The sequence below is a fragment of the Streptomyces sp. NPDC101393 genome, assembly GCF_044767385.1.
In the GTDB taxonomy this organism is placed as follows: Bacteria; Actinomycetota; Actinomycetes; order Streptomycetales; family Streptomycetaceae; genus Streptomyces.
Window position 1 is genome coordinate 42020 of the sequence record NZ_JBIWNU010000003.1, and the last position, 23520, is coordinate 65539.

Below are 23520 nucleotides of genomic sequence, written 5' to 3' on the forward strand. Positions count from 1 at the left end.
ACGGATTTCATCGACGCCGCCGGGCCTCCGCGATGCCGGCACGGGGCCGCACCGCCAGAGGACTGGCCCCCTGGCGGCTCACCGGCCTTGTTGACGCGCCCGCCGCGCCACGCCACGCTCGGAGCCTTCACCCCTCTCCAGGAGGTATCCATGCTCCGACGTACGGCCACGACCACTCTGGGTGTTGTCATGCTCGCGGCAGGCGCCCTGGCGGGCACCGCCGCCACCACGTACGCCGCCGCTCCCGCCGCCTCCCACTCCCCCGCCGCCGCGGCACAGACCGGGCCCGCCCTGTTCGCCAAGCTCAGCCATGCGCAGGCCACCGGCAAACTCCGCTCGGCCGGGATCAGTTGGTCGTCGAGTGGCGGTTGCTCGGACCGGAACAACTCCACGTGTACGTCGTTCGACCAGATCAACTCCGCGACCGTGGACGGCGTGATCACGCTCAAGGGGGCCACCGGCTGCGCCATCAACCTCACCGGCGGCACCGAGACCGGACACGCCGCGGGCACCTACAGCCACTGGAACGGCTACAAGGTCGACTTCAGCCTCTCCTCGTGCCTGACCAACTACATCACCGGCACCTTCGCCTCGATCGGCGGCTCGAAGTGGAAGTCGGGCAGCGGGAACGTCTACTACAAGGAGGGCAACCACTGGGACGTGACGTACTACAACTGCGGTGGCTGCCTGGCCCCGGCCGCCGATCGCGGATAGGGCCCCTCGTTCGAGCACGCGCCCGGTCGTGCCGGTGGGCCTCCGCTGCGCTCTCCGCCCGCCCGCGCCAGCCCGGTTGCCCCCTCACCCGCTGCCCGCTGCCCGCTGCCCGCTAGTCGATGTCCGGCCGGTCGGCTTCGGCGGGCGGCGCGGCGCCCGGACGTCGTCGGATCGCGACCGCGGCGGCATCGTCGCCCAGTCGCCCCTGGGTGTACGCCATCAGGTCCGCGCGCAGGTACCGCAGCATTTGCTGCGGGTCCGCCGCGCTCCAGGCGCCGGCCCGCTCGGCCAAGGGGTAGAAGGCGCCCGCGCCGTCCCGGGCCTCGGTCACGCCATCGGTGTAGAGCAGCAGCAGGTCACCCGGCTCGAAGGGGAAGGTCTCGACCACGTAGTCGGGGGCACCGGGGAGGCCGCCGAGCCCGATCGGCAGCGCGACCTGCTCGGAGTGCAGGGTGCGGACGCGGCCGTCACGCAACAGGAGCGGCGGCGGATGCCCGCAGGTGAGGGTGCGGGCAACCGTTCCCCGGTCGGGGATGTCGAGCAGCACGGCGGTCGCGAAGGCCTCCAGGGAATCCGGTCCGCTCGCGCCGTCCGCTTCGGGGCCGGCATCCGCATCCGGGTCGGGGCCGATGGCCGCTTCGGGGTCGGCGGCGGGGTCGGCGCCGATCTTGGTGGACGGGGCGGGGTCGGTCTCCGTGACGAGGCCCGCGGCCGGTGTGCCGAGCCCGGTGGCCACGGGGCCGGTGTCGGTGTCGGTGTCGGTGGCCCAGCGCGTGCGCCATTGGCTCGCGTCCCACCGGACGGCTCCGTCGAGGTGCCGGGCGAGCCGGGGCAGCGTGGCCTGCCGGTGGGCCGCGGCCCGGAAGGCGCCGAGGATGAGGGCGGCGTACCCGTACGCGGGCAGCCCCTTGCCGCGGACGTCGCCGATGATCAGCCGGGTGCTCCGCGTGGTGCGGGACGCCGCGAACAGGTCACCGCCCATCTCCGCCTCCTCCTCGGCCGCGAGGTAGAGCGAGGCGATCTCCAGGTCCGCGCTGCGCCGGGGCAGCGGCCGCAGCAGTACCTGCTGGGCGACGCCGGCCACCGAGCGGCTCTTCGTGAGCCGTCGCGCAGTGCGTTCCCGTACGGCGGTGAAGAGCACGACCAGTGCGGAGACGACCACCAGTGCGGCGATCTGGGCATGGAGGTTCTCGGTGCCCAGGACGTGCCGGGCGAGACCGATGAACACCTGGGCGGCCACCGCCAGTAGTCCGATCGCGGCCGTGCGGAAGGGGCCGGCGAAGGCCGCGTTGATCGCCGGTGCCGCGACCAGGAGCGGGCCCAAGTGGATCTCGGGCGGTGCGGCGACGTCGACCGCGCAGACCGCGACCACGAGCCCGATCGGGATCAGCAGCAGGACATGGCGCAGGCCCCGTCCACGCGGAAGCGCCGGCCGGTAAGAGGGCATGCGCCATGTTTGCACCCGGGTAGCGGAAATATCCGGAGGGCGGCTCTCGACAGCGTCTCCGCTCCCCGCCCTCCGCCTACACCTCGCCGGACTCCGCCGGACCCGGCCCCGCCTCCTTTGCCGCGCGGCGAAGCGCGTCGATGAGCAGATCGAGTGCGGGCTCCACGGCCGAGCCGGCCATGAGGGAAAGGTGCCGGCGCACGCGGTGCAGGCTGGGGCATTCGTCCGGCGGCAGCGTGCCGTACGCGGCGTGCCAGGCACTCTCGTCCGCGGCCCGCTGGGCGGGCGCCAGCCGCAGCACCCCGGCGTCGAGGGCCGCGTGGCCGAGAACGGTGTCGACGAGCGTGTGGTAGTGCCGGACGGCGGAGGCGTCGTCGAATCCGGCCCGGAGCAGCAGGCCGATACCGGCGTCGACCGCCCGCTGCTCGTGCGGCCCGCCGGTGACGCGGACCGTACTGAAGACGGCGATCTGCGGGTGCCGCAGCGCGGAGTTGTAGGCGCGCAGGCCGAAGGCGCGCAGGTCCGCGGCCCAGTCGTCACCGGGTGTGAATCCGTCCATGGACTCCCCGATGAGCCGGTCGGCCAGGGCCAGCAGCAAATCCTCGGTGTTGCGGAAGTAGCGGTAGACGGCGGAGGGGTCGGCTCCGAGGGCGGCGCCGAGTTTGCGGACGGTGAACGCCTGCGTCCCCTGCGCGTCGATCAGGTCGCGTGCCGTGTCGACGATGAGTTCGGCGGAGAGCATCACGCCCGATCCGGTCGGCCTGCGGCGCTTCCGCTCGGCCGGCACGCGCTCGCCCGCCGCGCGCTTGACCCCCGCGCCCTTGTCGGCCCCGCGCTCACCCGGGGCGCGCTTTCCCGGACCGCGCTCACCCTCCGCCACCACAACCCCCTCCACGACCCTGCCTGTCGGACCCGCGCCAGTTAATCATCCAGTTACGTCAACACCGTTGACACAAGGTGCGCGCCGCCTGTTTTATCGGCGGCACGGTTCGCGGGACCCGGCACCACACCACCCCCGCGCCGCCCGATCGACGTCGGTCCGCCCGGTGTTCGCCCGGTCGACGCCGAACCGGTCGACGCCGATCCTCCGACCGCCCCGCCCCAGCCCGCCCAAGGAGTGAGTGCTCATGCCTTCCGTAGCGCAGCAGGACCCGGCCCCCGGCCCGGCGGGAATGCACCGCTCCCTCGGGGTGAAGGACGGGGTGGCGATCGCCGCGTCGAGCACCGCGGCGACGACGAGTATCGGCATCGGCATGGGTGCGCTGGCCGCGTACGCGGGCCGGCAGACCCCCGCCCTGCTGCTGCTCGCCTTCGTCCCGATCCTCGGTATCGCCCTGTCGTACGCACGCCTCAACCGCACCGAGCCGAATTGCGGCAGCGGCTACACCTGGGTGGGCCGGTCGATAGGTCCCTGGCCCGGCTTTCTGACCGGGTGGGTGGTGCTGGTCGGCAATGTGATCTTCATGGCGTACACGGGTGCGGTCACCGGATCCGTGGTGCTCCAGTTCCTCAACAAGCTCGGTGTCAGCAGCGTTCTCGGGCTGCGGCTGGACCCGTCCTCGACCGGTGTCAGCACTCTCGTCGGCCTGGTCGCGCTGGTCGTCGTCACGGCGACCGCCATCACCGGCGTCCGGTCGGCGACCCGGCTGCAGATGGCGCTGCTGATCTTCGAGTACGCGGTGCTGCTGGTCTTCTGCGGCTACGCGCTGATCGTCGGCGACCAGCCGTTCAGCCTGTCCTGGCTCAACCCCTTCGAGATCGGCTCACTGCAGGGACTGGCGCAGGGGATGGTGCTGGCGGTGTTCATCTACTGGGGCTGGGACGCCGCGTTCAGCGTGAACGAGGAGACGCGGAACGCCACCGACGCCGCCCGCGGCGGACTGATCGCGCTGGTCGCGATGCTCGGTCTGTTCCTCGTCGGCGCGCTCGCCTTCCAACGGGTGATGAGCACCGACGAACTCATCCGCAACGGCCCGCAGGCACTCACCTTCCTCGGCAGCCGTCTCGCCCCGGAGCCATGGGCCTCCCTGCCGCTTGCCGCGCTGATGTGTTCGGCCTTCGCCTCGCTCCAGTCCAGTGTCATCCCGACCGCGCGCGCCGCACTGGCCATGGGGCGCGACAGGACCCTCGGCGCGGTCTGGCAGCGGGTGCACCCGCGCTACGGATCGCCCGCCGTGGGAACCCTTCTGATCATGGCGATGGCCGCCCTGCTCGCCGTGCTCGCCGTCGGCATCCCGCAGCTCAACGACATGATCCTCACCGCCGTCAACTCGATCGGCCTGACGGTGGCCCTCTATTACGGACTCACAGCCCTCGCCTGCGCGGTGCGCTTCCGCGCAGGCCTGCGGGCGGGCCCGCTCCGCGCCTGCCGCGATGTGCTCATCCCCCTGGCGAGCGCGTTGACGCTGTTCGGCCTTGGCGGCTACCTCGTCCGTACGTACGCCACGATGAGCGATCACTTCGAGGCGAGCCCGGACAACGGCTGGTTCATGCTCGCGCTGCCCACGCTGCTGGTGGCTTTGGGGTTGGCGGTCGCCGCCTGGGCCAAGTGGGTACGCAGGGCCCCGTACTTCGTCACCGGCCGCGGCACGGACGCCGACACGATCACCTTGCCGATGGACGGGCAGGGCGAGCCGGCCGACGACGCGTACGCGCCTGAGCGCGGAGACGGAAAGGAGGACCCCCTTCGCCGCCCCGCCACACCGGCCTGACCTCCCCGTACACCGAAGCCAGCCCCTTCACCCCACCAGGAGCACCACCACCATGGACAGCGACGTCAGCATGGACACCCCCAACACCGCGGACCGCGACGGGAATCCGCGCCCGGCCGGTGCGCCCGGCACCTCCCGCGGTGTCCGTTCCGCCACCGCCGACCTCGTCTTCCTCTCCGACCCCACGGCCGCCGGCGGCCCCGCCGGTGGTGTCCACACCGTCGACCCCGCGCACGGCCGCGCCGGAGCGGTAGCCGTACGCGGGGACCGGATCATCGCCGTCGGATCGGTGGCGGAGGTGCGCGAACTGATCGGGAGCGGCACAGAGGTCGTCGACCTGCGGGGCAGGCTCCTCATCCCCGGATTCCAGGACGCGCATGTCCATCCCGTGGGCGGCGGGCTGGAGTTGGGGCAGTGCGACCTCAGCACGGCGGACACCGCGGACGGCTATCGCGAACTGATCGGCTCCTACGCGGCAGCGCATCCCGACGCGCCCTGGATCACGGGCGGCGGCTGGTCCCTGGAGGCGTTCCCCGGCGGCAAGCCGACCCGGGAGTTCCTGGACGCCGTCGTCGCCGACCGCCCGGTGTTCCTGGTCAACCGCGACCATCACGGCGGCTGGGCCAATTCGCGTGCGCTGCGCATGGCCGGCCTGACCTCCCGTACACCCGATCCGGCCGACGGGCGCATCGAGCGCGACGCGGCCGGCGAGCCGTCCGGCATGCTCCAGGAAGGGGCGATGCAGCTGGTGGCCGACCTCCTTCCGGAACCGACGCTCGCGGAACGGACCGACGGACTGCTCAGGGCGCAGCGCCTGCTGCACAGCTACGGAGTGACGGCGTGGCAGGACGCGATGCTGGGCCGGGGACCTGGCACGCCCGACGCGATTCCGGCGTACCTGGCCGCGCGGAGCGCCGGCACGCTGACCGCCCGGGTGACGGGCGCGCTGTGGTGGGACCGGGCGCGCGGCGTCGAGCAGATCCCCGAACTGCTGTCCCGGCGCGAGGAGTTGACAGGTGGCCGACTGCGCGCGACCAGCGTGAAGATCATGCAGGACGGCATCGCGGAGAACCACACGGCCGCCCTGCTCGGCCCCTACCTGACGGCCTGCGGCTGCGCGTCGGACAACAGCGGCCTCTCGTTCATCGACCCCGTGGAGCTGCGCAAGTATGTGACCCTGCTGGATGCCGAAGGGTTCCAGGTGCACTTCCATGCCCTGGGTGACCGCGCCGTACGGGAGGCGCTGGACGCGGTCGAGGCGGCCCGGCAGGCCAACGGCCGGCGCGACACCCGGCCGCACCTCGCCCACCTCCAGGTCGTCCACCCCGACGACGTACCGCGCTTCCGTCAGCTGGGGGCGACGGCGAACATCCAGGCACTGTGGGCGGCGCACGAACCGCAGATGGACGAGCTGACGATTCCCTTTCTGGGGCCCCAACGGTCCGCCTGGCAGTACCCGTTCGGCGATCTGCTGCGCTCCGGCGCCACGCTCGCGGCGGGCAGCGACTGGCCGGTCAGCTCCCCCGACCCGATCGCCGCGCTGCACGTCGCCGTCAACCGTCGGGCGCCCGACTGCCCGCCGTCGGCTCCGGTCTTCCTGCCCGACCAGCGCATCGGCCTGGGCGCGGCGCTCGCCGCCTACACGGCGGGCAGCGCGTACGCCAACCACCTCGACGACACCGGCAGCATCCGGCCGGGCATGCTGGCGGACCTGGCGGTACTGGACCGCGACCCGTTCGCCGGCCCCACCGACGAGATCGCCGCCACCCGCGTCCTCCAGACCTTCGTCGGCGGCCGCCGGGTGTACGCGGCGGACGACGCGTGAGGGGCGGCGCACGGGCACATAGGGTGCGCCGCCTCTGCCTCCTCGACCGACACCCGGACCTGCTGAACATCCAGTAGCGCGGCCGCCGGAGGAGGAAGCCGCGGTCAGCCGGCCGCCGCGCCCCGTGTGTGTCCCTGCGGTGTCCGCCCCTCCAGCACCGTCCGCCACCCCGCCGGCGGAGTCGGATCGGACGCTTCGCGAGCCGGCGCCGCGCGTCGGCCGCCGCCTGCGAAGAAGTCGGCGAGGGGCAGGGTCGCGGCGCCGACCGTGACGGCGTCGGGGCCGAGCATCCCGAGGTCGATGGTGACGCGTCCGGCGGGGTGCGCGAGGGAGTAGCGGGTGGCGTAGGCGCGGACGGCGGGCAGGATGTGCGGGCCGAGTTGGAGACCGGCCCAGCCGCCGATGAGGACCCGCTCGGGGCTGAAGAGGTTGATCAGGTCGGAGATGCCGGCGCCGAGGTATTCGGCGGTCTCGTCGAGGACCGCGACGGCGACGGGGTCGGGCGCGGTGCCGGCGTCCGGCGGGTGCGCAGCGGCGATCAGCGCGGTGACGCCGGATTCCTCGTCGGTGCCCGCGGGCAGCCGGCCGCCCGCTTCCTGCCAGCGTTGCAGCAGGGCCTCGGCGCCGGTGTAGGCCTCCAGGCAGCCGAGGGCGCCGCAGCGGCAGCGCCGGCCGCGGACGCTGACCGTCAGGTGGCCCCATTCGCCGGCGCTGTCGCGTGCGCCGCCGTGGATCGCGCCGTCGGTCACGATGCAGGCGCCGACGCCGGAGCCGAACAGCACGATGACCGCGTCCCGTGCGCCGCGGCCGCCGCCGAACCACATCTCGGCCTGGCCGAGGGCCTTGGCGCCGTTGTTGATGAAGAAGCGGATGGAGGCGGGGAGTTCGACCGCTTCGCGGAGCAGCGCTTCGAGGGGTACGGCGTGCCAGCCGATGGTCTGGCCGTGCACGACCGCGCCGTCGGGGCCGCCGCGGTCGAGGATGCCGGGGACGCCGACGCCGACGCCGATCAGCCGGTCGGGGGTGACACGGCCCTGGCGCAGGACCGTGGCGATGCCGTCCGCGATGTGCCGGACGATCACCTCGACGTCGTATCCCTGGTGGGTGAGCGGGAGTTCGGCGCGGGCGATCTCGGTGAGCGCGGCGTCGAACAGCTCGATCCTGACCCGGGTTTCGCCGACGTCCACGCCGATCAGGCAGCCGCTGGAGGGGGCGACCCGCAGCAGGGTGCGGGGCCGGCCGCCGTCGGACTCGACCAGGCCCGCTTCCTCCAGCAGTCCGTCCTCGGTGAGTTCGGCGACAACATTGCTGACGGAGCCTGAACTGAGGCCGGTTGCCGGGCCGAGGGCCTGGCGGCTCATCGGCCCCTCGAAATACAACCGTTGCAGGACCGCGGAGCGGTTGGCCCTCCGCAGGTCACGCACGGTCCGTCTGTTCTGTTCGGCCATGTGGCTCCCTCCCTGCCCGCAACATACCGCTGTCCGATCCCTTGACGCGACCTTCTCTCGGGCTTTAACTCACACCCTAAGTTAAGCCATGAGGCCGTTCAGGAACTGAACATGGCCGACCTCCGGACCCTCAGAGAGAGGCGTATCCGCCATGCGCATACTCCGAGCCGCGACCGTCACCGCCACCGTCTCCGCGCTCGCCGTCGTGGCGGCCGGATGCGGCGGCGGAACCGGTCCCGGCGGTGCGGGCAGCAACAACTCCCCCAAGACACTGACATATTGGGCCTCCAATCAGGGCCCGAACGTCGAGGCGGACAAGAAGATCCTTCTCCCCGAGCTGAAGAAGTTCGAGAAGCGGACCGGGATCAAGGTCAAGCTCGAAGTCGTGCCGTGGCCCGATCTGCTCAACCGGATCCTCACCGCCACCACGTCGGGGCAAGGGCCCGACGTGCTCAACATCGGCAACACCTGGTCCGCCTCGCTCCAGGCCACCGGCGCACTGCTCCCCTGGGACCGGAAGAACTTCGACGCGATCGGCGGCCGGAACCGGTTCGTGGCACCGGCGCTCGGCGCCACCGGAGCGCCGGGCAAGGACCCGGCCGCGGTGCCGCTCTACTCCCTCACCTACGCGCTCTACTACAACAAGCAGATGTTCAAGGACGCCGGGATCGCCGAACCCCCGGCCACCTGGGACGAGTTGATCACCGACGGCAAGAAGATCTCCAAGGGCGGAAAATGGGCCCTGGGCGCGGAGGGCGGGAATCTCTCCAACAACATCCACCAGGCGTTCGCCCTCGGCAAGCAGCACGGCGCGGACTTCTTCGACGCCTCCGGGAAGCCCGACTTCACCTCCGCCGGCGCGGTCGCCGCGGTGAAGCAGTACATCGACTTCATGGCCAAGGACAAGATCATCGCGCCGGGCAACGCGGAGTACGGCCAGAACCAGTCGCTCCAGGACTTCGCCAAAGGCAGGACCGCGATGGTGCTGTGGCAGGCCGCCGCCAGCAGTTTCGCCGCCCACGGCATGAAGGCCGACGAGTGGGGCGTGGTGCCGGTGCCCGTACCGTCCGGCGCCCCGGGGACCGGCAAGCAGACCAACTCCATGATCGCCGGCATCAATATCGCCGTCTTCAAGAACACCGACAACCTGGACGGCGCGCGGAAGTTCGTGAGGTTCATGACCAGCGACGCCGAACAGCGGCTGCTCAACAAGACCTACGGCGCCATCCCGCCCGTCAAGGCCGCTCAGCAGGACGCCGCGTTCCGCCGCCCGGACACCACCGTGCTGCGCGAAACCCTCGCCAGGAGCGCCCAGCCGCTTCCGCAGATCGCCGACGAGTCGCAGTTCGAGACGTCCGTCGGCACCGCGATCAAGGACCTGTTCGCCGATGCCGCCGCCGGACACCCGGTGACCACCGCATCGGTCAAGGCCCGGCTGACCAAGGCCGAGCAGCAGATGGCGAAGTGAGCCGCCCGCGATGACGACCACCACGACCGCGCACCGGCAGGCGCCCCCGGGCGGCCCGCAGCGCGCCACACCGGCGCGCAAACTCCGCCGGCCCCGTATCCCCGCCCGGCTGCGCCGCGTCGGCCTGCCCTATCTGCTGCTGTTGCCCGCCCTGCTCCTCGAACTGCTGGTCCACCTCGCGCCGATGGTCATCGGTGCCGTGATGAGCTTCAAGGAGCTGACCCAGCTCTTTATCGGCAACTGGGGCGCGGCCCCTTGGAAGGCGCTGGGCAACTACCGGGTCACCGTCGACCTGGACGCCCCCGTCGGTGCCGCACTGCTGCATTCATTCCTCGTCACCTGCGCGTTCAGCGTGCTGTCCGTCGGCCTGTGCTGGCTCATCGGTACCGCGGCGGCGATCTTCATGCAGGACACCTTCCGGGGCCGGGGCCTGCTGCGGGCACTCTTCCTCACCCCGTACGCGCTGCCGGTGTACGCCGCCGTGATCACCTGGGCGTTCATGTTCCAGAGGGACAACGGCCTGGTCAACCACGTACTGCACGACCAGCTGGGGCTCACCGACGGCCGGCCCTTCTGGCTGCTGGGCGAGAACAGCTTCGTCGCGCTGGTCGTCGTCGCCGTCTGGAAGACCTGGCCGTTCGCGTTCCTCATCGTGATGGCCGCGCTCCAGAACATCCCGAAGGATCTGTACGAGGCCGCGTCGCTCGACGGCGCCGGCCTGGTCCAGCAGATCCGGCGGATCACCCTGCCCTCGCTGCGGCCGGTCAACCAGGTGCTGGTGCTGGTGCTGTTCCTCTGGACGTTCAACGACTTCAACACGCCGTATGTGCTCTTCGGGAAGGCGGCGCCGGAGGCCGCCGACCTGATCTCCGTCCACATCTACCAGTCCTCGTTCGTCACCTGGAACTTCGGGACCGGCTCGGCCATGTCCGTCCTTCTGCTGCTGTTCCTGCTCGTGGTGACGGCGGTCTACCTCCTGGCCACCTCGCGAGGAAGGAAGCACGCCGATGGCTAGCACCTCCGCCCGCGCGCCGCGCGGCACCGGCCGGCGGCGCTCCCCCACCGCACCGCCCCGCTCGTTCGTCTGGACCCGCCGGATCTTCCTGACCGCTCTGACGGGCTTCGTCCTGCTGCCGGTCTACGTCATGCTCAGCAGTTCGCTGAAGCCGCTGGAGGACGTCTCGGGCTCCTTCCACTGGCTGCCCACCGAGCTGACGATCCGCCCGTACATCGACATCTGGTCGACGGTCCCGCTGGCGCGGTACTTCACCAACTCGCTGATCGTGGCGGGCTCGGCGACGGTCTGCTCGGTGGTGATCGCGGTGTTCGCGGCGTACGCCGTCAGCCGCTACCGCTTCCGCGGCAAGCGGGTCTTCACCGTGACGGTGCTGTCCACCCAGATGTTTCCCGGCATCCTCTTCCTGCTGCCGCTCTTCCTGATCTTCGTCAACATCGGCAACTCCACGGGCATCGCGCTGTACGGCTCCCGCGGCGGCCTCATCCTCACGTATCTCACCTTCTCCCTGCCCTTCTCCATCTGGATGCTGATCGGCTACTTCGAATCGGTGCCGCGCGAACTGGACGAGGCCGCCCATGTGGACGGCTGCGGACCGCTCGGCGCCCTCTTCCGGGTCGTGGTGCCGGCCGCGGTCCCCGGAATCGTCGCGGTCGCCGTGTACGCGTTCATGACGGCCTGGGGCGAGGTGCTGTTCGCCTCGGTGATGACCAACGACACCACCCGCACCCTCTCCGTCGGCCTGCAGGGCTACGCCACGCAGAACGACGTCTACTGGAACCAGGTCATGGCCGCGTCCCTGGTCGTCAGCGTCCCGGTGGTCGCGGGGTTCCTGCTCCTCCAGCGCTACCTGGTCGCCGGACTCACCGCCGGGGCCGTCAAATGAACCGTGGGTCCTTCGAAAGGAATGCCGTGACCGACCGGATCGACTTCGCCGCCCTGCCGGACGACTTCGCATGGGGCGTGGCCACTTCGGCCTATCAAATCGAGGGAGCGGTTGCCGAGGACGGCCGTGCGCCCTCCATCTGGGACACGTTCTCGCACACCCCTGGCAAGATCGACAACGATGACACCGGCGACACCGCCTGCGACCACTACCACCGCTGGCGCGAGGACATCGGCCTGATGCGCCAACTGGGCGTCGGCGCCTACCGGTTCTCGCTCGCCTGGCCGCGGATCGTGCCGGACGGCGACGGCCCGGTCAACGCCAAGGGCCTGGCCTTCTACGACGAGCTGGTCGACGGCCTGCTCGACGCGGGCATCACCCCGTCCGCCACCCTTTACCACTGGGATCTGCCGCAGACCCTCCAGGACCGCGGCGGCTGGCCCGTACGCGAGACCGCCGAGCGCTTCGCCGGGTACGCGTCGGTCGTCGCCGAGAAGCTCGGCGACCGCGTCCACCACTGGGCCACCCTCAACGAACCGCTCTGCTCCGCCTGGATCGGCCACCTCGAAGGCCGGATGGCCCCCGGCGTCACGGACATCACGGCGGCGGTCCGCGCCTCCTACCACCTGCTGCTCGGACACGGCCTGGCCACCCAGGCGATCCGGGCCGCGGCCCCGGGAGCCGAGGTGGGCATCGTCAACAACCTCAGCACCGTCGAACCCGCCACCGGTTCCGAGAACGACGCGGCGGCGGCCCGCCGGATGGACGGGCACACCAACCGCTGGTGGCTGGACCCGGTGCACGGCCGCGGCTTCCCCGCCGATATGCGCGAGGTGTACGGCGTGGACCTGCCGGAGCGCCCCGGCGACCCGGAGACCATGGCGCAGCCGCTGGACTGGCTGGGCCTGAACTACTACTTCCCGGCCGTCGTCACCGGCGAGCCGTCCGGCCCGCCGCCGTACGCCCGCCAGGTGCGCCGGCTGCACGTACCGCGGACCGGCATGGACTGGGAGATCGACGCCGGCGGCATCGAGACGCTGCTGCTGCGCCTCACCCATGAGTACGCGCCGCGCAAGATCTACGTCACCGAGAACGGGTCCGCCTACCCGGACGTGGTCCGCCCGGAGGGCACGGTCCAGGATCCCGAGCGCACCACGTATCTGCACGAGCATGTGGCGGCCTGTGCCCGCGCGGCCCGCAAGGGCGCTCCGCTCGCCGGATACTTCGCCTGGTCGCTGATGGACAACTTCGAGTGGGCCTACGGCTACGACAAGCGCTTCGGCCTGTTCCACGTCGACTACGCGACGCAGCAGCGCACGCTCAAGGACAGCGGACGGCACTACGCCGACCTCATCCGCAGCCATCCGCGCCGCAGCACCCCGCGCGCCGCCTGACCCACGCGGGGCGGGGTGGCAGCCGACGTCCTACGGCCACCTGCTACCGGCCGTAGGACATCCACTTCCCGGGCTCTTCCAGCGGCCGGAAGCCCGCCTTCTCGTCGACCTCGTGCGCGTCCTCGGTGGCGAGCGGCACCCGGCGCAGCCCGAGGGGCGCCAGCTCCTCGCGCACGGCGGTGACCAGGGCCGTTCCCCGCCCCTTGCCCCGCACGGCCCGGTCGACGTAGACGTCGCAGAGCCAGCCGAAGGCCACCTGATCCGTGAGGACGCGGGCATAGGCGACCTGGGCGCCCGAGGCGATGCCGTAGCCGCCGAAGTTCATCGATGCGGCTATCGCCCGGTCCTGCTGTTCCCGCGAGCGGCCCAGCGCCCAGTAGGCATCGGTGGACAGCCAGTGGTGCACGAGGGCGGCATCGATCCGGGCCGGGTCACCCGACATCTCGTAGTTCTCGATCATGCGCAGGGACCCTGCCATACGGATCCCGGGGAGCGGGGCGGGAGCCGGGCGCCCGCCTTCACGGGCACCCGGCTCCCGACCAACAGGCCCTATTCCACGACGAGTTCGACGTCGATGTTGCCGCGGGTCGCCTTGGAGTACGGGCAGTACTCGTGGGTGGCCTCGACCAGCCGGCGGCCGGTCTCACCGGCGAGGGCGTCCGGCAGCTCCACCCGCATGACGACGGCGAGCCCGAAGCCGGTGTCGTCCTTGCCGATGGAGACCTCGGCGGTCACCGAGACGTCCTTGGTGTCGACCTTCATCTGGCGGCCGACATTCCCCATGGCGCTGGCGAAGCAGGCGGCGTATCCGGCGGCGAACAGCTGCTCAGGGTTGGTGCCCGCACCGTTGCCCCCGAGCGCCGGGGGCATGGCCAGGGCCACATCGATCTGGCCGTCGGAGCTGACGGCCCGGCCCTCCCGGCCGTTGGCGGTGGCCACAGCGGTGTACAGCGCGTCCATCACAGTTCCCCTTCGATAGCCCGGCGGCCGTTCACCGGCCGCTCGATGCCGTAACGATGGCACACATTTAAATTGCACGCAACTAAGTTGCACACAACTCAATCACGCGCGACGAGCTAACCTGGAGCCATGACCACGCTTCCGGTACCCGACGCCGAACTGCTCCGCCTCGACCACCAGGTCTGCTTCTCCCTGCATGCCGCCTCACGCGCCTTCGGCGGCGTCTACCGGGACGCCCTCAAGGACCTGGGGCTGACCTACCCCCAATACCTGGTCATGCTGGTCCTGTGGGAACACGGCCCGCAGCCCGTCAAGACCATCGGCGAACAGCTCCGGCTGGACTCCGGCACCCTCTCCCCGCTCCTCAAGCGCCTGGAGACGGCCGGCCATGTACGCCGCGAACGCAGCGCCGAGGACGAGCGGTCGGTCACCATCCACCTCACCGCCGCGGGCGAGGAACTGCGTGAGGAGGCCCTGCCGGTCCCGCGCAGGATGCTCGCCGCCACCGGCCTGACCGTCGAGGAACTCCGCACGCTGCGAGGCCTGTTGGGCCGCGTGACCGACGCCCTCGACGAGGCCTGACGGCGCGCGGTGCCGCATCCGGGCGGCGCCCTTCCCCCGCCTCCGCACACGCCTTGCGGCCCAGATCCGACGAGCCCGTGGACCGTCCCCCCGTACCCTCCCGAAGGCCCGCGGCGTTAGGACAGGCAAGTGCCCTCCGCGGTGCGCGCACAGGGGGCGCGCACCTCTCGCACACCCCGGCGCGCTCATCACTCCATTGAGCTAACAAGGTTGGGGAGTCTTCGGGACGAAGGCGTATAAAGGGTGGCCGAACCAGCCGGAGCCGCCGGCGAGCCACCCGCGGGACGCGGTTGGCAGCATCGCCCACGAACACCGGAGGAGCGTCACGTGAACGCGGCAGAAGTTGTCAACACCTTGCTGGTCCAACAATTCGGAGTGGTGTCGGTCGACGTCACCGACCAGACCCCGTTGCACAATCTGCGGATGGATTCCCTGGCTCTGGAAGAACTCCGGGTGCTCATCGAGGAACGACTCGACATCGACCTCGAAGAAGTGTCGTTGACCTCACGTGACACCGTGGGTCAGCTGGTGGCGGCCGTCGACGGCAAAGTCGCCGCGTGACGGCCCGTCGGACGCCGTTCGCCGCAGCGGTGACAGGACTCGGACTGGTGACGGCGGCGGGCGTCGGTACGAAGGCCACCTGGCATGCGGTCACCCAGAACTCCGCACCGACCGGGGTACGGCACCAGGAAGAGCTCCAGGACCTGCCCTGCGACTTCATGTACACCATCGCGGATCTGGACACCGCCGCGCTGCTCGGTGTGGCCACCCAGCGACTGATGGACCGCTTCTCCCAACTCGCGGTGATCGCCGCCCGGGAAGCCGTCGCGGACGCCGGGATCGACACCGAGACCTGGGACCGCAGCCGCGTCGCGGTCGTCATCGGCTCGGCGCACGGCGGACTCCCCTTCTATGACCAGCAGCACGCCGCCATGACCGAGCGCGGTGCGCGCCGGGTCTCCCCCAAGCTCGCCCCGCTGACCGTGATCAACAGCGCCGCCAGCAGCGTCTGCATGGACCTCGGCGCCCAGGGCCCCAGCTTCGGCGTGGCCACCGCGTGCTCCTCCGGCACCGTCGCCGTGGGCACCGCCCACCAACTCCTGCGCGCCGGGGCCTGCGACATCGCCATCGCCGGCGGCGCCGAGTCGGTGCTCTCGCGGCTGCTGATCGCCAGCGCCTGCCAGATGAAGGCGGTCTCCACCCGGCGCGACGACCCCTCGGCGGCCTGCCGTCCCTTCGACGCCGACCGGGACGGTTTCGTCGTCGGCGAGGGCGCCGGCCTGCTCGTCATGGAACGCCCCGAACACGCCAAGGCCCGCCGGGCCACCGTCCACGCGCACATCCGGGGCTACGGCGCATCCAGCGACGCGTACGCCGCGGTGGCCCCGGCCCCCGACGGCAACGGCATCGAACGGGCGCTGCGTACCGCCCTGGAGGACGCCGACGTGGCACCGTCCGAGGTCGGCCACGTCAACGCGCACGGCACCTCGACGGTGGTCAACGACCTGATCGAGGCCACCATGCTGCGGCGGGTGCTCGGTGAGCATCCTCTGGTCACGTCCACCAAGGGGATGACCGGACACACCCTGGGCGCCGCCGGCGGCATCGAGACCGCGCTCACCGTGCTCGCACTGGAGCAGCAGTTGGTGCCGCCGACCGCCAACCTCGAGGTACCGGATCCGCAGATCCCGGTGGAGATCGTGCGCCAGGAGGCCCGGCAGGCGACGTTCGACTGCGCGGTCAAGACCTCGCTGGGCTTCGGCGGGCACAACGCCGCACTCGTGCTGTCCCGCGGCTAGGGGACCGCCGGCCCGCGCGGCCGTCCCCTCTTCCCCGCACCCGCCGACCGTGACGGCCGGGGCCGGCCGCCGCACCGGCGCCGCCCGCTCCTGCCGGCCTCGGTCCCCCCGATAAGGAAAAGTCACAGCCATGTCCGAGGAAACGATCCGCTCCTTGTCGGTGAGCGGGGTGCCCTATTCCTACCGGCTGTTGCGGCAGCCGGACCGGATCACCGAGCCCGTCATGGTCCTGGGCGGCGCCCTGCAGGGAATGTTCGGCTGGCCGCAGATGGAGGACCACCTCGGGCCGGTGGCGGATGTGGTCACCGCCGACCTGCCCGGCATGGGCAGCGCCGACCCGCTTCCGCCGGGGCCCAGCATCGACATCCTGTGTACCGCGATCGAGCGCATCATCGACGACCTGGACGTGCCGCAGATCAATCTGTTCGGCTTCTCCTACGGCGCGGGCCTCGCCTTCAGCTGCGCCCAGCGGTTCCCCGGACGCATCGCGCGCCTCGCCCTCGGCGGCGTACCGGCACACGTCAGCGCCGCACAGCTGGAGTACTGGCGGCTGGCCGCCGACCACCTCGCGCGCGGCGAGGTGGAAACCTTCGCCAGGCTGGTCGCCGAGGGTCTGATGTGCCTCGACGAGGACCGTTTCGTGACGCGCCGGCGGCTCGCCTTCCGCTACGTCCGCCGCTCACTGGCGCACGCCGCCCGGCACTCGCCGCACACCGCCGACTCGCTGCGCCGCGGTCTGTCCGACCGCCCGGACTTCTCCGGCGGACTGACCGGCGTGCCGACCCTGGTCTTCAGCGGTGAGCACGACACGGTGACCGCGCCGCCCCGGCAGCGCGACTTCGCCACCAGCATCGCGGGCAGCCGATTCCTGACCATTCCCGACGCCGATCACTGGGTGGTGCTCGAACGCCCGCAAGACGTCGCCGACTTGGCGGCCCGTTTCTTCACCGACGGCCCGCTGAGCTCGGCCCCCTGCCTCACACCGGTCGCGCGCGAGGGGGAACCTGCGACCGACCCGGCGTACGCGTAGACGGGGACGCAGCCGCGGGCGCAGAGGGAGGTGCGGGCCTCTGCGCAGGGAAGCGTGCGCGTGGCCCGGCGGGCCTACATTCCCTTGCGGTTATATAGCCGGTAGAGCATGCTGGGGATATGCCCATACCGTTCGACGTCCTCGCGGAACCGAGCCGGCGGAAGATCCTCGACCTGCTCCTGGAGCGCCCGCACCTGGTCGGCGAGCTCACGGAGCAGCTGGGCCTGAGCCAGCCCGGCACCTCCAAGCATCTGCGGGTGCTCCGCGAGGCCGGGCTCGTCCGGGTCCGGCAGGACGCGCAACGACGCTGGTACGAGCTGCGGCCCGAGCCCCTGGCAGAGCTCGACGCCTGGCTCGCCCACTACCGACATCTGTGGGCCAACAGCCTCGACGCTCTCGAACGGCATCTCGACGCCATGGAGGACGACCCGCGATGAACCCGCACTCCGACACCCTCACCACCGCCGACGGCCGGACCGCACTGCGGATGGAGCGACGGCTCGCGCATCCGCCCCGGAAGGTCTGGTCCGCGATCACCGACCCGGCACAGATCGGGCAGTGGTTCCCCTCCGACGTCAGCGTCGAGCTGGAGCCCGGAGGGGCGATGACCTTCACCATGCCGGGCGTGACCGGCCTGCCGATGACGGGCCGGGTCACCGACGTCGACGAGCCCCGGCTGTTCGCCTTCACCTGGGGCGAGGACCATCTGAGCTGGGAGATCGCCCCTGATGGGGACGGCTCCCTGCTGACGTTGGTGCACACCTTCGGCGATCGCTTCGGCAGCGCCAGCTTCGCCTCCGGCTGGCACCTGTGCATCACCGCCCTGTCGCAGCTGCTGGACGGCGAGCCGACGGCCGTGGATCCCGATACGGGCGAGCTGCACGAGGCCTACCTCGATCAGTTCGATCTCGGCCGCGGCACCGTCGAGCACACGGCGGACGGCCCGCGCATCCGCTTCGAGCGGCAGCTCGTACGCCCCGCCGCGGCCGTCTGGGCCGCGCTGACCTCGGGCGACGAGCCGGTGCCCGGCGAAGAGGCACCCCGAGGCTTCACCGCCGAGAAGGTCCCGGCCGGGCCCGTCCTGGAGGTGCGGGCGCCCACTCTCCTCGCGTACCGCTGGCATCCGGAGGGGACGGTCCGCTGGGAGCTGGGCGCCGGCACCGGCCATGGCGCCCGCCTCGTGCTCACCCAGACCGGACCGCACGCCTTCGATGCGGACACCGCCCTGGCCGCCTGGCATGCCCGTATCGACCATCTCGCGGCGCGGCTTCTGGAGGCCTGACACCTCCCCCATCGACGAACGGAGCCGAGAACCGCGGCGGGCTGCGGCCCGCGGGCGGACCGGAGTGCGCCTCCCGCATGTATGCGGGAGGCGCACTCTTCTTTCTGCGAAGGACAGCCCTCGGGGTGTGAGCCGGACAACTTTGCGGCGTCCGGGAAGTGGCTCCGAAGCCCTCGCCGGGTGATGCCGGGCACAGGACCCACGTCACGTACGAACGGGCCTAGTCGATGTCATTTCGGGCGCGTGCCGTAGTACACGGCCTTCACATCGGGCATTTCGCCTCATCTCACGAAGAGAAGTAGTACAAGGCATCTTTGCCACCATCCGGTGCCCGCGTTAACCATGTTTCCCGGAAGCACCGAGAACGAGCCAGCGACCTCAGCCAGAGCGGCGAGCGCGGCAACGACCCTCGGACCCCACGCCCCACACGCGCCGCCGAAGGCCGCCTCCCCCGCCACCCAGCACCTGGAAGAGGTCACTCCGCATGCCCAGCTTCACCCAGCTCCGCACCGTCCGCGTCACCCGCACCCACAAGATCTCCGCGGCGTTGGTGGCCGCCGCCGGCTGCACCGCCGCCGTGGCGATCACCGCCGGTACGAGCAGCGCCGCCCCCTCCGCCGCGCCGGCCACGGTCAAGCCGGTCAGCGCCAACGGCCAGCCCGCCGCGAAGGCGAAGGCCGCCGAGGCGAAGAGCGACAAGAACGCGCGCCCCGCGTCCCTGGCGGACAGCCTCAAGGTCACCGCCGTCGACAAGCAGGGCCACACCGCCCAGCAGGCCGCCAACCGCTCCACCGAGCGCAAGGCGATAGCCGCGCCGAAGGCTGCGCCCAAGGCCCCGAAGTACAAGAACAACCTGGACGGCTGGATCCGCCAGTCCCTCGACATCATGAAGGCCAAGGGCATCCCCGGCAGCTACGAGGGCCTGCACCGCAACATCATGCGCGAGTCCAGCGGCAACCCCAACGCCGTCAACAACTGGGACATCAACGCCATCAACGGCATCCCCTCCAAGGGCCTCCTCCAGGTGATCCAGCCCACCTTCGACACCTACCACGTCGCAGGCACCCCCAAGAAGCTCACCGACCCGATCGCCAACATCACCGCCGCCGCCAACTACGCGGCCGACCGATACGGCTCGATCGACAACGTCGACTCCGCCTACTGAGCCACCACGCTCCTGGCAACAGCAATGGCCCTGCCCGCATCTCGCGGGCAGGGCCATTGCTGTTGCCTCGCCGTGTTTCGGCGCTGCCGAGGTGACGTCAGAGCCGCCGTGGGAGCTGACGTCAGCGGCCGCCGCCCAGCGTCAGCTCGACACCGCCGAAGAGCGAGCCGAGCACGTCATGGGCGATGCGGAGACCCGCCTTTTCCTTGGCGGTGAGGCGATGTTTCTTGACGGTGACCTTGTGCGTGGTGACCTTGTGCGTCGTGACGGTGACGTGATGCGGATCGTCCACGGGGGCGGCAGTTGCGGCACCCGTGGCGAGGAGCCCCGAGGCGACAACGCCGGTGAGAACGATGGCCATACGACGAAGCATGTCCTACCCCTACGGTGAGTGACTTCGGTGAAATGACTGCGCTGGCTTACTGCGTGTGGATCTCACCTTCGGGGACCGGCAGGCACGCAGCCACGCGACAAGCCCGGACGCTGGTGCGAACGGCCCAGCACGATCGTCATATCGCCGTATCGGGCGTCCCGAACGGGCGAGTGGCCGATGGAGCCGCGTACCGGCGTCTCCCAGCGGAACGCCGGTACGCCGCGGAGCTCTTTTCGCGGTCCGGGGCGCTCCGGCGCGACGTCATACGCCTGTGAGCCAAGCAACTTGGAGCCCCTTTCCGAGGGTGCTCCGAGGCCCCGCCAGGTGATGCCGGGCACAGGGCGTACGTCACGTACGAGTGCGCCTAGTCGAAGGATGTCCCGGCCCTTCGCCGAGGAGAACGCCGGGAACAGCGCCCCGAGGTGCCCCCGGAAAGTCCGACAACTTCGGGCATCTCCGTGCATCTCACGAAGAGGGGTAGTACAAGGCATCTTTGCCACCATCCGGGGCCCGCGTTAACCATGTTGGAGACGCACCGAGAACGAGCCTGCGACTTCCGCCCGGACGGCGAAACGCGGCCATGACCCTCGGTTCCTCACGCGCCGCCGAAGGCCGCCTCCCCGTTCCCCGTACCTGGAAGAGGTCACTCCGCATGCTCAGCTTCACCCTGCCCAGCCGTGTTCGCACCCACCGCATCACCCGGACCCACAAGGTCGCCACCGCCGTTCTGGTCGCCGCAGGCGCCACCACCGCCCTGGCCATGACCGCGGCCCCCGGCACGGCCCAGGCATCGGAGCACGCGCCCAGCGCGGTCAAGCCCGTCAGCGCCAACGGCCTGCCCGCCACCGCGAAGGCCAAGGCCGGCGAGGCCAAGGGCGACGGCGCGACGGTCAAGTCCGTCGCCGACCACATAAAGGCCGCCCCGGTCGACAAGAAGGACCACGCCGCCAAGCAGGCCGCCAACCGCTCCACCGAGCGCAAGGCCGCCCAGCCGAAGCAGTACAAGAACAACCTGGACGGCTGGATCCGCCAGTCCCTCGACATCATGAAGGCCAAGGGCATCCCCGGCAGCTACGAGGGCCTGCACCGCAACATCATGCGCGAGTCCAGCGGCAACCCCAACGCCGTCAACAACTGGGACATCAACGCCATCAACGGCATCCCCTCCAAGGGCCTCCTCCAGGTGATCCAGCCCACCTTCGACACCTACCACGTCGCAGGCACCCCCAAGAAGCTCACCGACCCGATCGCCAACATCACCGCCGCCGCCAACTACGCGGCCGACCGATACGGCTCGATCGACAACGTCGACTCCGCCTACTGAGCCACCCCACCACTCACCGGCCCACCCGGCCGGAACAGTGTGTGCAGGCAGTGAGCGCGGCGGCGGATCGGCGCGTACGCCGCCGCGCGGCGAAGCGGGTCCCGGCAATGGCCGGGGCCCGCTTTTCGCGTGCGTGCGGACCGGTCGGCCAGAGCGCCGATCCGTTGTCCGGAGCCGGTCCGGCGAGCCGTATGTGACGGCCAGTCGGGTGAGATGGGCCGACCGGACGGCGGACCGACGGCCTGTTGGGTCATGAAGACGGCCGATTCAGCATATAAGTCTTCTTATCGGCAGAATTCTGCTTAAAAGCTGCTGACCCGACCAACCGAGGCCCTCGGAGGCACGCGATGCCCTTGCGCAGATCCGGTCCGGCCCGCCGCACAGTCCCTCACGCGGCCGGAACGCTCGTCACTCTCTTCTCCGTGCTCGCTCTGCCCCTCGCGCTGCCCGGTACCGCTGGGGCGGCGGATACGGGGAAGCAACCGGCCCACCCCGAGCAGGACTGGATGGGCTCCACCATCGCCGCGCACGAAGGCGTCGACCGCGCCGGTGGCACCGTGCCGCAGGCGACATCCAAGACCGTTTCCGGTGTGGACGTCTCCAGCCACAACGGCAACGTCGGCTGGAAGGCGTTGCGGGAGACCGGGGTGCGCTTCGCCTACGTCAAGGCCACCGAGGGGACCAGCTACAAGAACCCCTACTTCACGCAGCAGTACACCGGCTCGCACTCCGCCGGCATGATCCGCGGCTCGTACCACTTCGCGCTGCCGGACCACTCCAGCGGAGCCTCGCAGGCCAAGTACTTCGTGAAGCGCGGTGGCGGCTGGTCCCAGGACGGCAAGACGCTGCCCGGCGCGCTCGACATGGAGTACAACCCGTACGGCGCCACCTGCTATGGCAAGAGCGCCTCGGGGATGGTCGACTGGATCGCGGACTTCTTCAAGACCTACCGGGACAAGACCGGGCGTGATGCGGTGATCTACACCTCGACCAGCTGGTGGAAGCAGTGCACCGGCAATTCGAGCAAGTTCGGCAAGACGAACCCGCTGTGGATCCCGCGGTACGGCTCCTCCGTCGGCTCGCTGCCGGCCGGCTGGAAGCTGCACACCATCTGGCAGCACACCGCCACAGGTCAGACCGTCGGTGACCGCAACCGCTTCAACGGTGCGTACAGCCGCCTCAAGGCGCTCGCCAACGGCTGAGCCGCAGAACGTCGAACGGCCGGTTCCCGGCGCCGAAGGAGGCGCCGGGAACCGGCCGTTCCGTATGCGCCCCCGACGGCCCACGCCCCTCCGCCGCCTCTCCCGCGGCATCGATTTCCTGATCTTTCAGGGGGCTTCGCCAACACCGTTCGATTCGGTCGGAATTCGCGCTGAGGTGGGGAAACTCCCGTCGGAATGGCGGGTGTTCGAGGTTAACGAGCCCCCGCTGTTCGAAGGCCGGCGGAAAGTGCGCCGGCAGGCGGTACAACCATCTCCGTCCGGTCGGTGTCTAACGCTGCGAAATGACCTAGCGGCGCCCATGACCCAACGGGGGTATTCCCATGAAGCGTTCTCGTGCCATCGCAGGATCCGCGGTGCTGGCTGTGGCCGGCATTGCCACCATGGCCACGGCCACCACCGCGTCCGCCGCCCCGGCGGCCGCGACCGCCACGTACAACGGAGCCTGCGGCACCGGCTACAGCGTGGTGAATTCCGTACCGGTCACCGGAAAGGGGACGGTATTCCTTACGTACAACGCGAAGTCCGGGAAGAACTGTGTCGTGACCGTGCGGAACAGCCCGGGTAATCCCGTCTACATGTTCACCTATCTCGCGCCGAGCGACGGCAGCGCCGACCCGGTATACGACAGCGGTGAATACCGTTCGTACGCCGGACCGGTTTATCTGGCCGGTAAGGGCCTGTGTGTGGACTGGGGCGGCACCATCGAGTCCGTCAGTGTCAGCGTTTCCGGCTCGAATTGCGGTCGCCTTGCCGCGGGAGTCGTGACGCACCACTGATGTGCAGCAAGGAGGCGGGTTCCCGGGGGTGATTCCCGGGGGCCCGCCCTGCCGCGTTCCCCTGCCGCTTTCGACCTCCGGCGCACCCGAGATCGGGA

23 protein-coding genes are annotated in these 23520 nt (G+C 70.5%); 17 read left to right on the forward strand and 6 right to left on the reverse strand.

Annotated features, from left to right (window positions below; genetic code table 11):
• The first annotated feature begins 150 nt into the window (after positions 1-150).
• On the forward strand, positions 151-714 hold the full coding sequence (locus ACIRQ7_RS10100; RefSeq protein ID WP_404261426.1) for a hypothetical protein: 564 nt from the start codon (positions 151-153) through the stop codon (positions 712-714).
• Positions 715-826: 112 nt separating this feature from the next.
• Here the strand turns inward: ACIRQ7_RS10100 and ACIRQ7_RS10105 are convergent, their stop codons facing one another.
• Together ACIRQ7_RS10105 and ACIRQ7_RS10110 are read right to left on the reverse strand one after the other, a co-directional pair.
• Positions 827-2161 carry a PP2C family protein-serine/threonine phosphatase gene (locus ACIRQ7_RS10105; RefSeq protein WP_404261428.1) on the reverse strand — a complete coding sequence of 445 codons (1335 nt, stop codon included), beginning with the start codon at positions 2159-2161 and terminating at the stop codon, positions 827-829.
• A 76-nt stretch (positions 2162-2237) separates the two neighbouring features.
• On the reverse strand, positions 2238-3044 hold the full coding sequence (locus ACIRQ7_RS10110) for a TetR/AcrR family transcriptional regulator (RefSeq protein WP_404261430.1): 807 nt from the start codon (positions 3042-3044) through the stop codon (positions 2238-2240).
• Positions 3045-3288: 244 nt separating this feature from the next.
• On the opposite strand from ACIRQ7_RS10110, the gene ACIRQ7_RS10115 reads away from it, so the two are divergent.
• On the forward strand, positions 3289-4872 hold the full coding sequence (locus tag ACIRQ7_RS10115) for an APC family permease (protein WP_404261431.1): 1584 nt from the start codon (positions 3289-3291) through the stop codon (positions 4870-4872).
• 70 nt (positions 4873-4942) lie between these two features.
• Entirely contained in the window at positions 4943-6697 is a 1755-nt protein-coding gene (locus ACIRQ7_RS10120; RefSeq protein WP_404262280.1) for an amidohydrolase, read from the forward strand.
• A gap of 104 nt (positions 6698-6801) precedes the next feature.
• On the opposite strand, the gene ACIRQ7_RS10125 is transcribed toward ACIRQ7_RS10120, so the two are convergent.
• Positions 6802-8145: an ROK family protein gene (locus ACIRQ7_RS10125; protein WP_404261433.1), complete on the reverse strand. Its 1344-nt coding sequence runs from the start codon at positions 8143-8145 to the stop codon at positions 6802-6804.
• 151 nt (positions 8146-8296) lie between these two features.
• On the opposite strand from ACIRQ7_RS10125, the gene ACIRQ7_RS10130 reads away from it, so the two are divergent.
• From ACIRQ7_RS10130 to ACIRQ7_RS10145, 4 genes are read left to right on the forward strand one after another with little or no spacing between them, the layout of a single operon-like run.
• Positions 8297-9613 carry an ABC transporter substrate-binding protein gene (locus ACIRQ7_RS10130; protein WP_404261435.1) on the forward strand — a complete coding sequence of 439 codons (1317 nt, stop codon included), beginning with the start codon at positions 8297-8299 and terminating at the stop codon, positions 9611-9613.
• Between the two features lie 10 nt (positions 9614-9623).
• Positions 9624-10628: a carbohydrate ABC transporter permease gene (locus ACIRQ7_RS10135; RefSeq protein WP_404261436.1), complete on the forward strand. Its 1005-nt coding sequence runs from the start codon at positions 9624-9626 to the stop codon at positions 10626-10628.
• Positions 10621-11514 (forward strand): carbohydrate ABC transporter permease, encoded by an 894-nt coding sequence (locus tag ACIRQ7_RS10140; protein WP_404261438.1) that lies wholly within the window; start codon positions 10621-10623, stop codon positions 11512-11514. Before ACIRQ7_RS10135 ends, ACIRQ7_RS10140 begins: the two co-directional genes overlap by 8 nt.
• A complete protein-coding gene (locus ACIRQ7_RS10145) occupies positions 11511-12908 on the forward strand; it encodes a GH1 family beta-glucosidase (protein WP_404261439.1) in 1398 nt (465 codons plus the stop codon). The genes ACIRQ7_RS10140 and ACIRQ7_RS10145 overlap by 4 nt, the downstream gene beginning before the upstream one ends.
• Positions 12909-12951: 43 nt before the next feature.
• Here the strand turns inward: ACIRQ7_RS10145 and ACIRQ7_RS10150 are convergent, their stop codons facing one another.
• Complete coding sequence (locus ACIRQ7_RS10150; protein ID WP_404261441.1) at positions 12952-13386, reverse strand: GNAT family N-acetyltransferase; 435 nt, start codon at positions 13384-13386, stop codon at positions 12952-12954.
• Positions 13387-13457: 71 nt separating this feature from the next.
• Positions 13458-13868, reverse strand: coding sequence for an organic hydroperoxide resistance protein (locus ACIRQ7_RS10155; protein ID WP_401477036.1), 411 nt, complete (start codon positions 13866-13868; stop codon positions 13458-13460).
• 129 nt (positions 13869-13997) lie between these two features.
• Between ACIRQ7_RS10155 and ACIRQ7_RS10160 the strand changes: the two genes are divergently transcribed.
• The 7 genes from ACIRQ7_RS10160 (at position 13998) to ACIRQ7_RS10190 (ending at position 19726) form a co-directional block, all read left to right on the forward strand.
• The gene (locus ACIRQ7_RS10160; RefSeq protein ID WP_404261443.1) at positions 13998-14450 is read left to right on the forward strand and encodes a MarR family winged helix-turn-helix transcriptional regulator; all 453 of its coding nucleotides are present in this window, start codon (positions 13998-14000) and stop codon (positions 14448-14450) included.
• 327 nt (positions 14451-14777) lie between these two features.
• Positions 14778-15011: an acyl carrier protein gene (locus ACIRQ7_RS10165; RefSeq protein ID WP_401477030.1), complete on the forward strand. Its 234-nt coding sequence runs from the start codon at positions 14778-14780 to the stop codon at positions 15009-15011.
• Entirely contained in the window at positions 15008-16249 is a 1242-nt protein-coding gene (locus ACIRQ7_RS10170; RefSeq protein WP_401477027.1) for a beta-ketoacyl-[acyl-carrier-protein] synthase family protein, read from the forward strand. Before ACIRQ7_RS10165 ends, ACIRQ7_RS10170 begins: the two co-directional genes overlap by 4 nt.
• A 130-nt stretch (positions 16250-16379) precedes the next feature.
• A complete protein-coding gene (locus ACIRQ7_RS10175) occupies positions 16380-17279 on the forward strand; it encodes an alpha/beta fold hydrolase (RefSeq protein ID WP_404261445.1) in 900 nt (299 codons plus the stop codon).
• A gap of 119 nt (positions 17280-17398) precedes the next feature.
• Entirely contained in the window at positions 17399-17716 is a 318-nt protein-coding gene (locus ACIRQ7_RS10180; RefSeq protein ID WP_401477021.1) for an ArsR/SmtB family transcription factor, read from the forward strand.
• Positions 17713-18561 (forward strand): SRPBCC family protein, encoded by an 849-nt coding sequence (locus ACIRQ7_RS10185; RefSeq protein ID WP_404261447.1) that lies wholly within the window; start codon positions 17713-17715, stop codon positions 18559-18561. Before ACIRQ7_RS10180 ends, ACIRQ7_RS10185 begins: the two co-directional genes overlap by 4 nt.
• Positions 18562-19045: 484 nt before the next feature.
• The gene (locus tag ACIRQ7_RS10190; protein WP_404261449.1) at positions 19046-19726 is read left to right on the forward strand and encodes a transglycosylase SLT domain-containing protein; all 681 of its coding nucleotides are present in this window, start codon (positions 19046-19048) and stop codon (positions 19724-19726) included.
• Between the two features lie 121 nt (positions 19727-19847).
• Here ACIRQ7_RS10190 and ACIRQ7_RS10195 read toward each other — a convergent pair whose 3' ends face one another.
• Positions 19848-20087 carry a hypothetical protein gene (locus ACIRQ7_RS10195; protein ID WP_404261451.1) on the reverse strand — a complete coding sequence of 80 codons (240 nt, stop codon included), beginning with the start codon at positions 20085-20087 and terminating at the stop codon, positions 19848-19850.
• Between the two features lie 664 nt (positions 20088-20751).
• Here ACIRQ7_RS10195 and ACIRQ7_RS10200 point away from each other — a divergent pair.
• From ACIRQ7_RS10200 to ACIRQ7_RS10210, 3 genes are all read left to right on the forward strand, one after another.
• Positions 20752-21423, forward strand: a complete 672-nt coding sequence (locus ACIRQ7_RS10200; protein WP_401477008.1) for a transglycosylase SLT domain-containing protein — start codon at positions 20752-20754, stop codon at positions 21421-21423.
• 347 nt (positions 21424-21770) lie between these two features.
• Entirely contained in the window at positions 21771-22625 is an 855-nt protein-coding gene (locus ACIRQ7_RS10205) for a lysozyme (protein WP_404261453.1), read from the forward strand.
• 341 nt (positions 22626-22966) lie between these two features.
• On the forward strand, positions 22967-23422 hold the full coding sequence (locus ACIRQ7_RS10210) for a spore-associated protein A (RefSeq protein ID WP_401477002.1): 456 nt from the start codon (positions 22967-22969) through the stop codon (positions 23420-23422).
• Positions 23423-23520 lie beyond the last annotated feature (98 nt).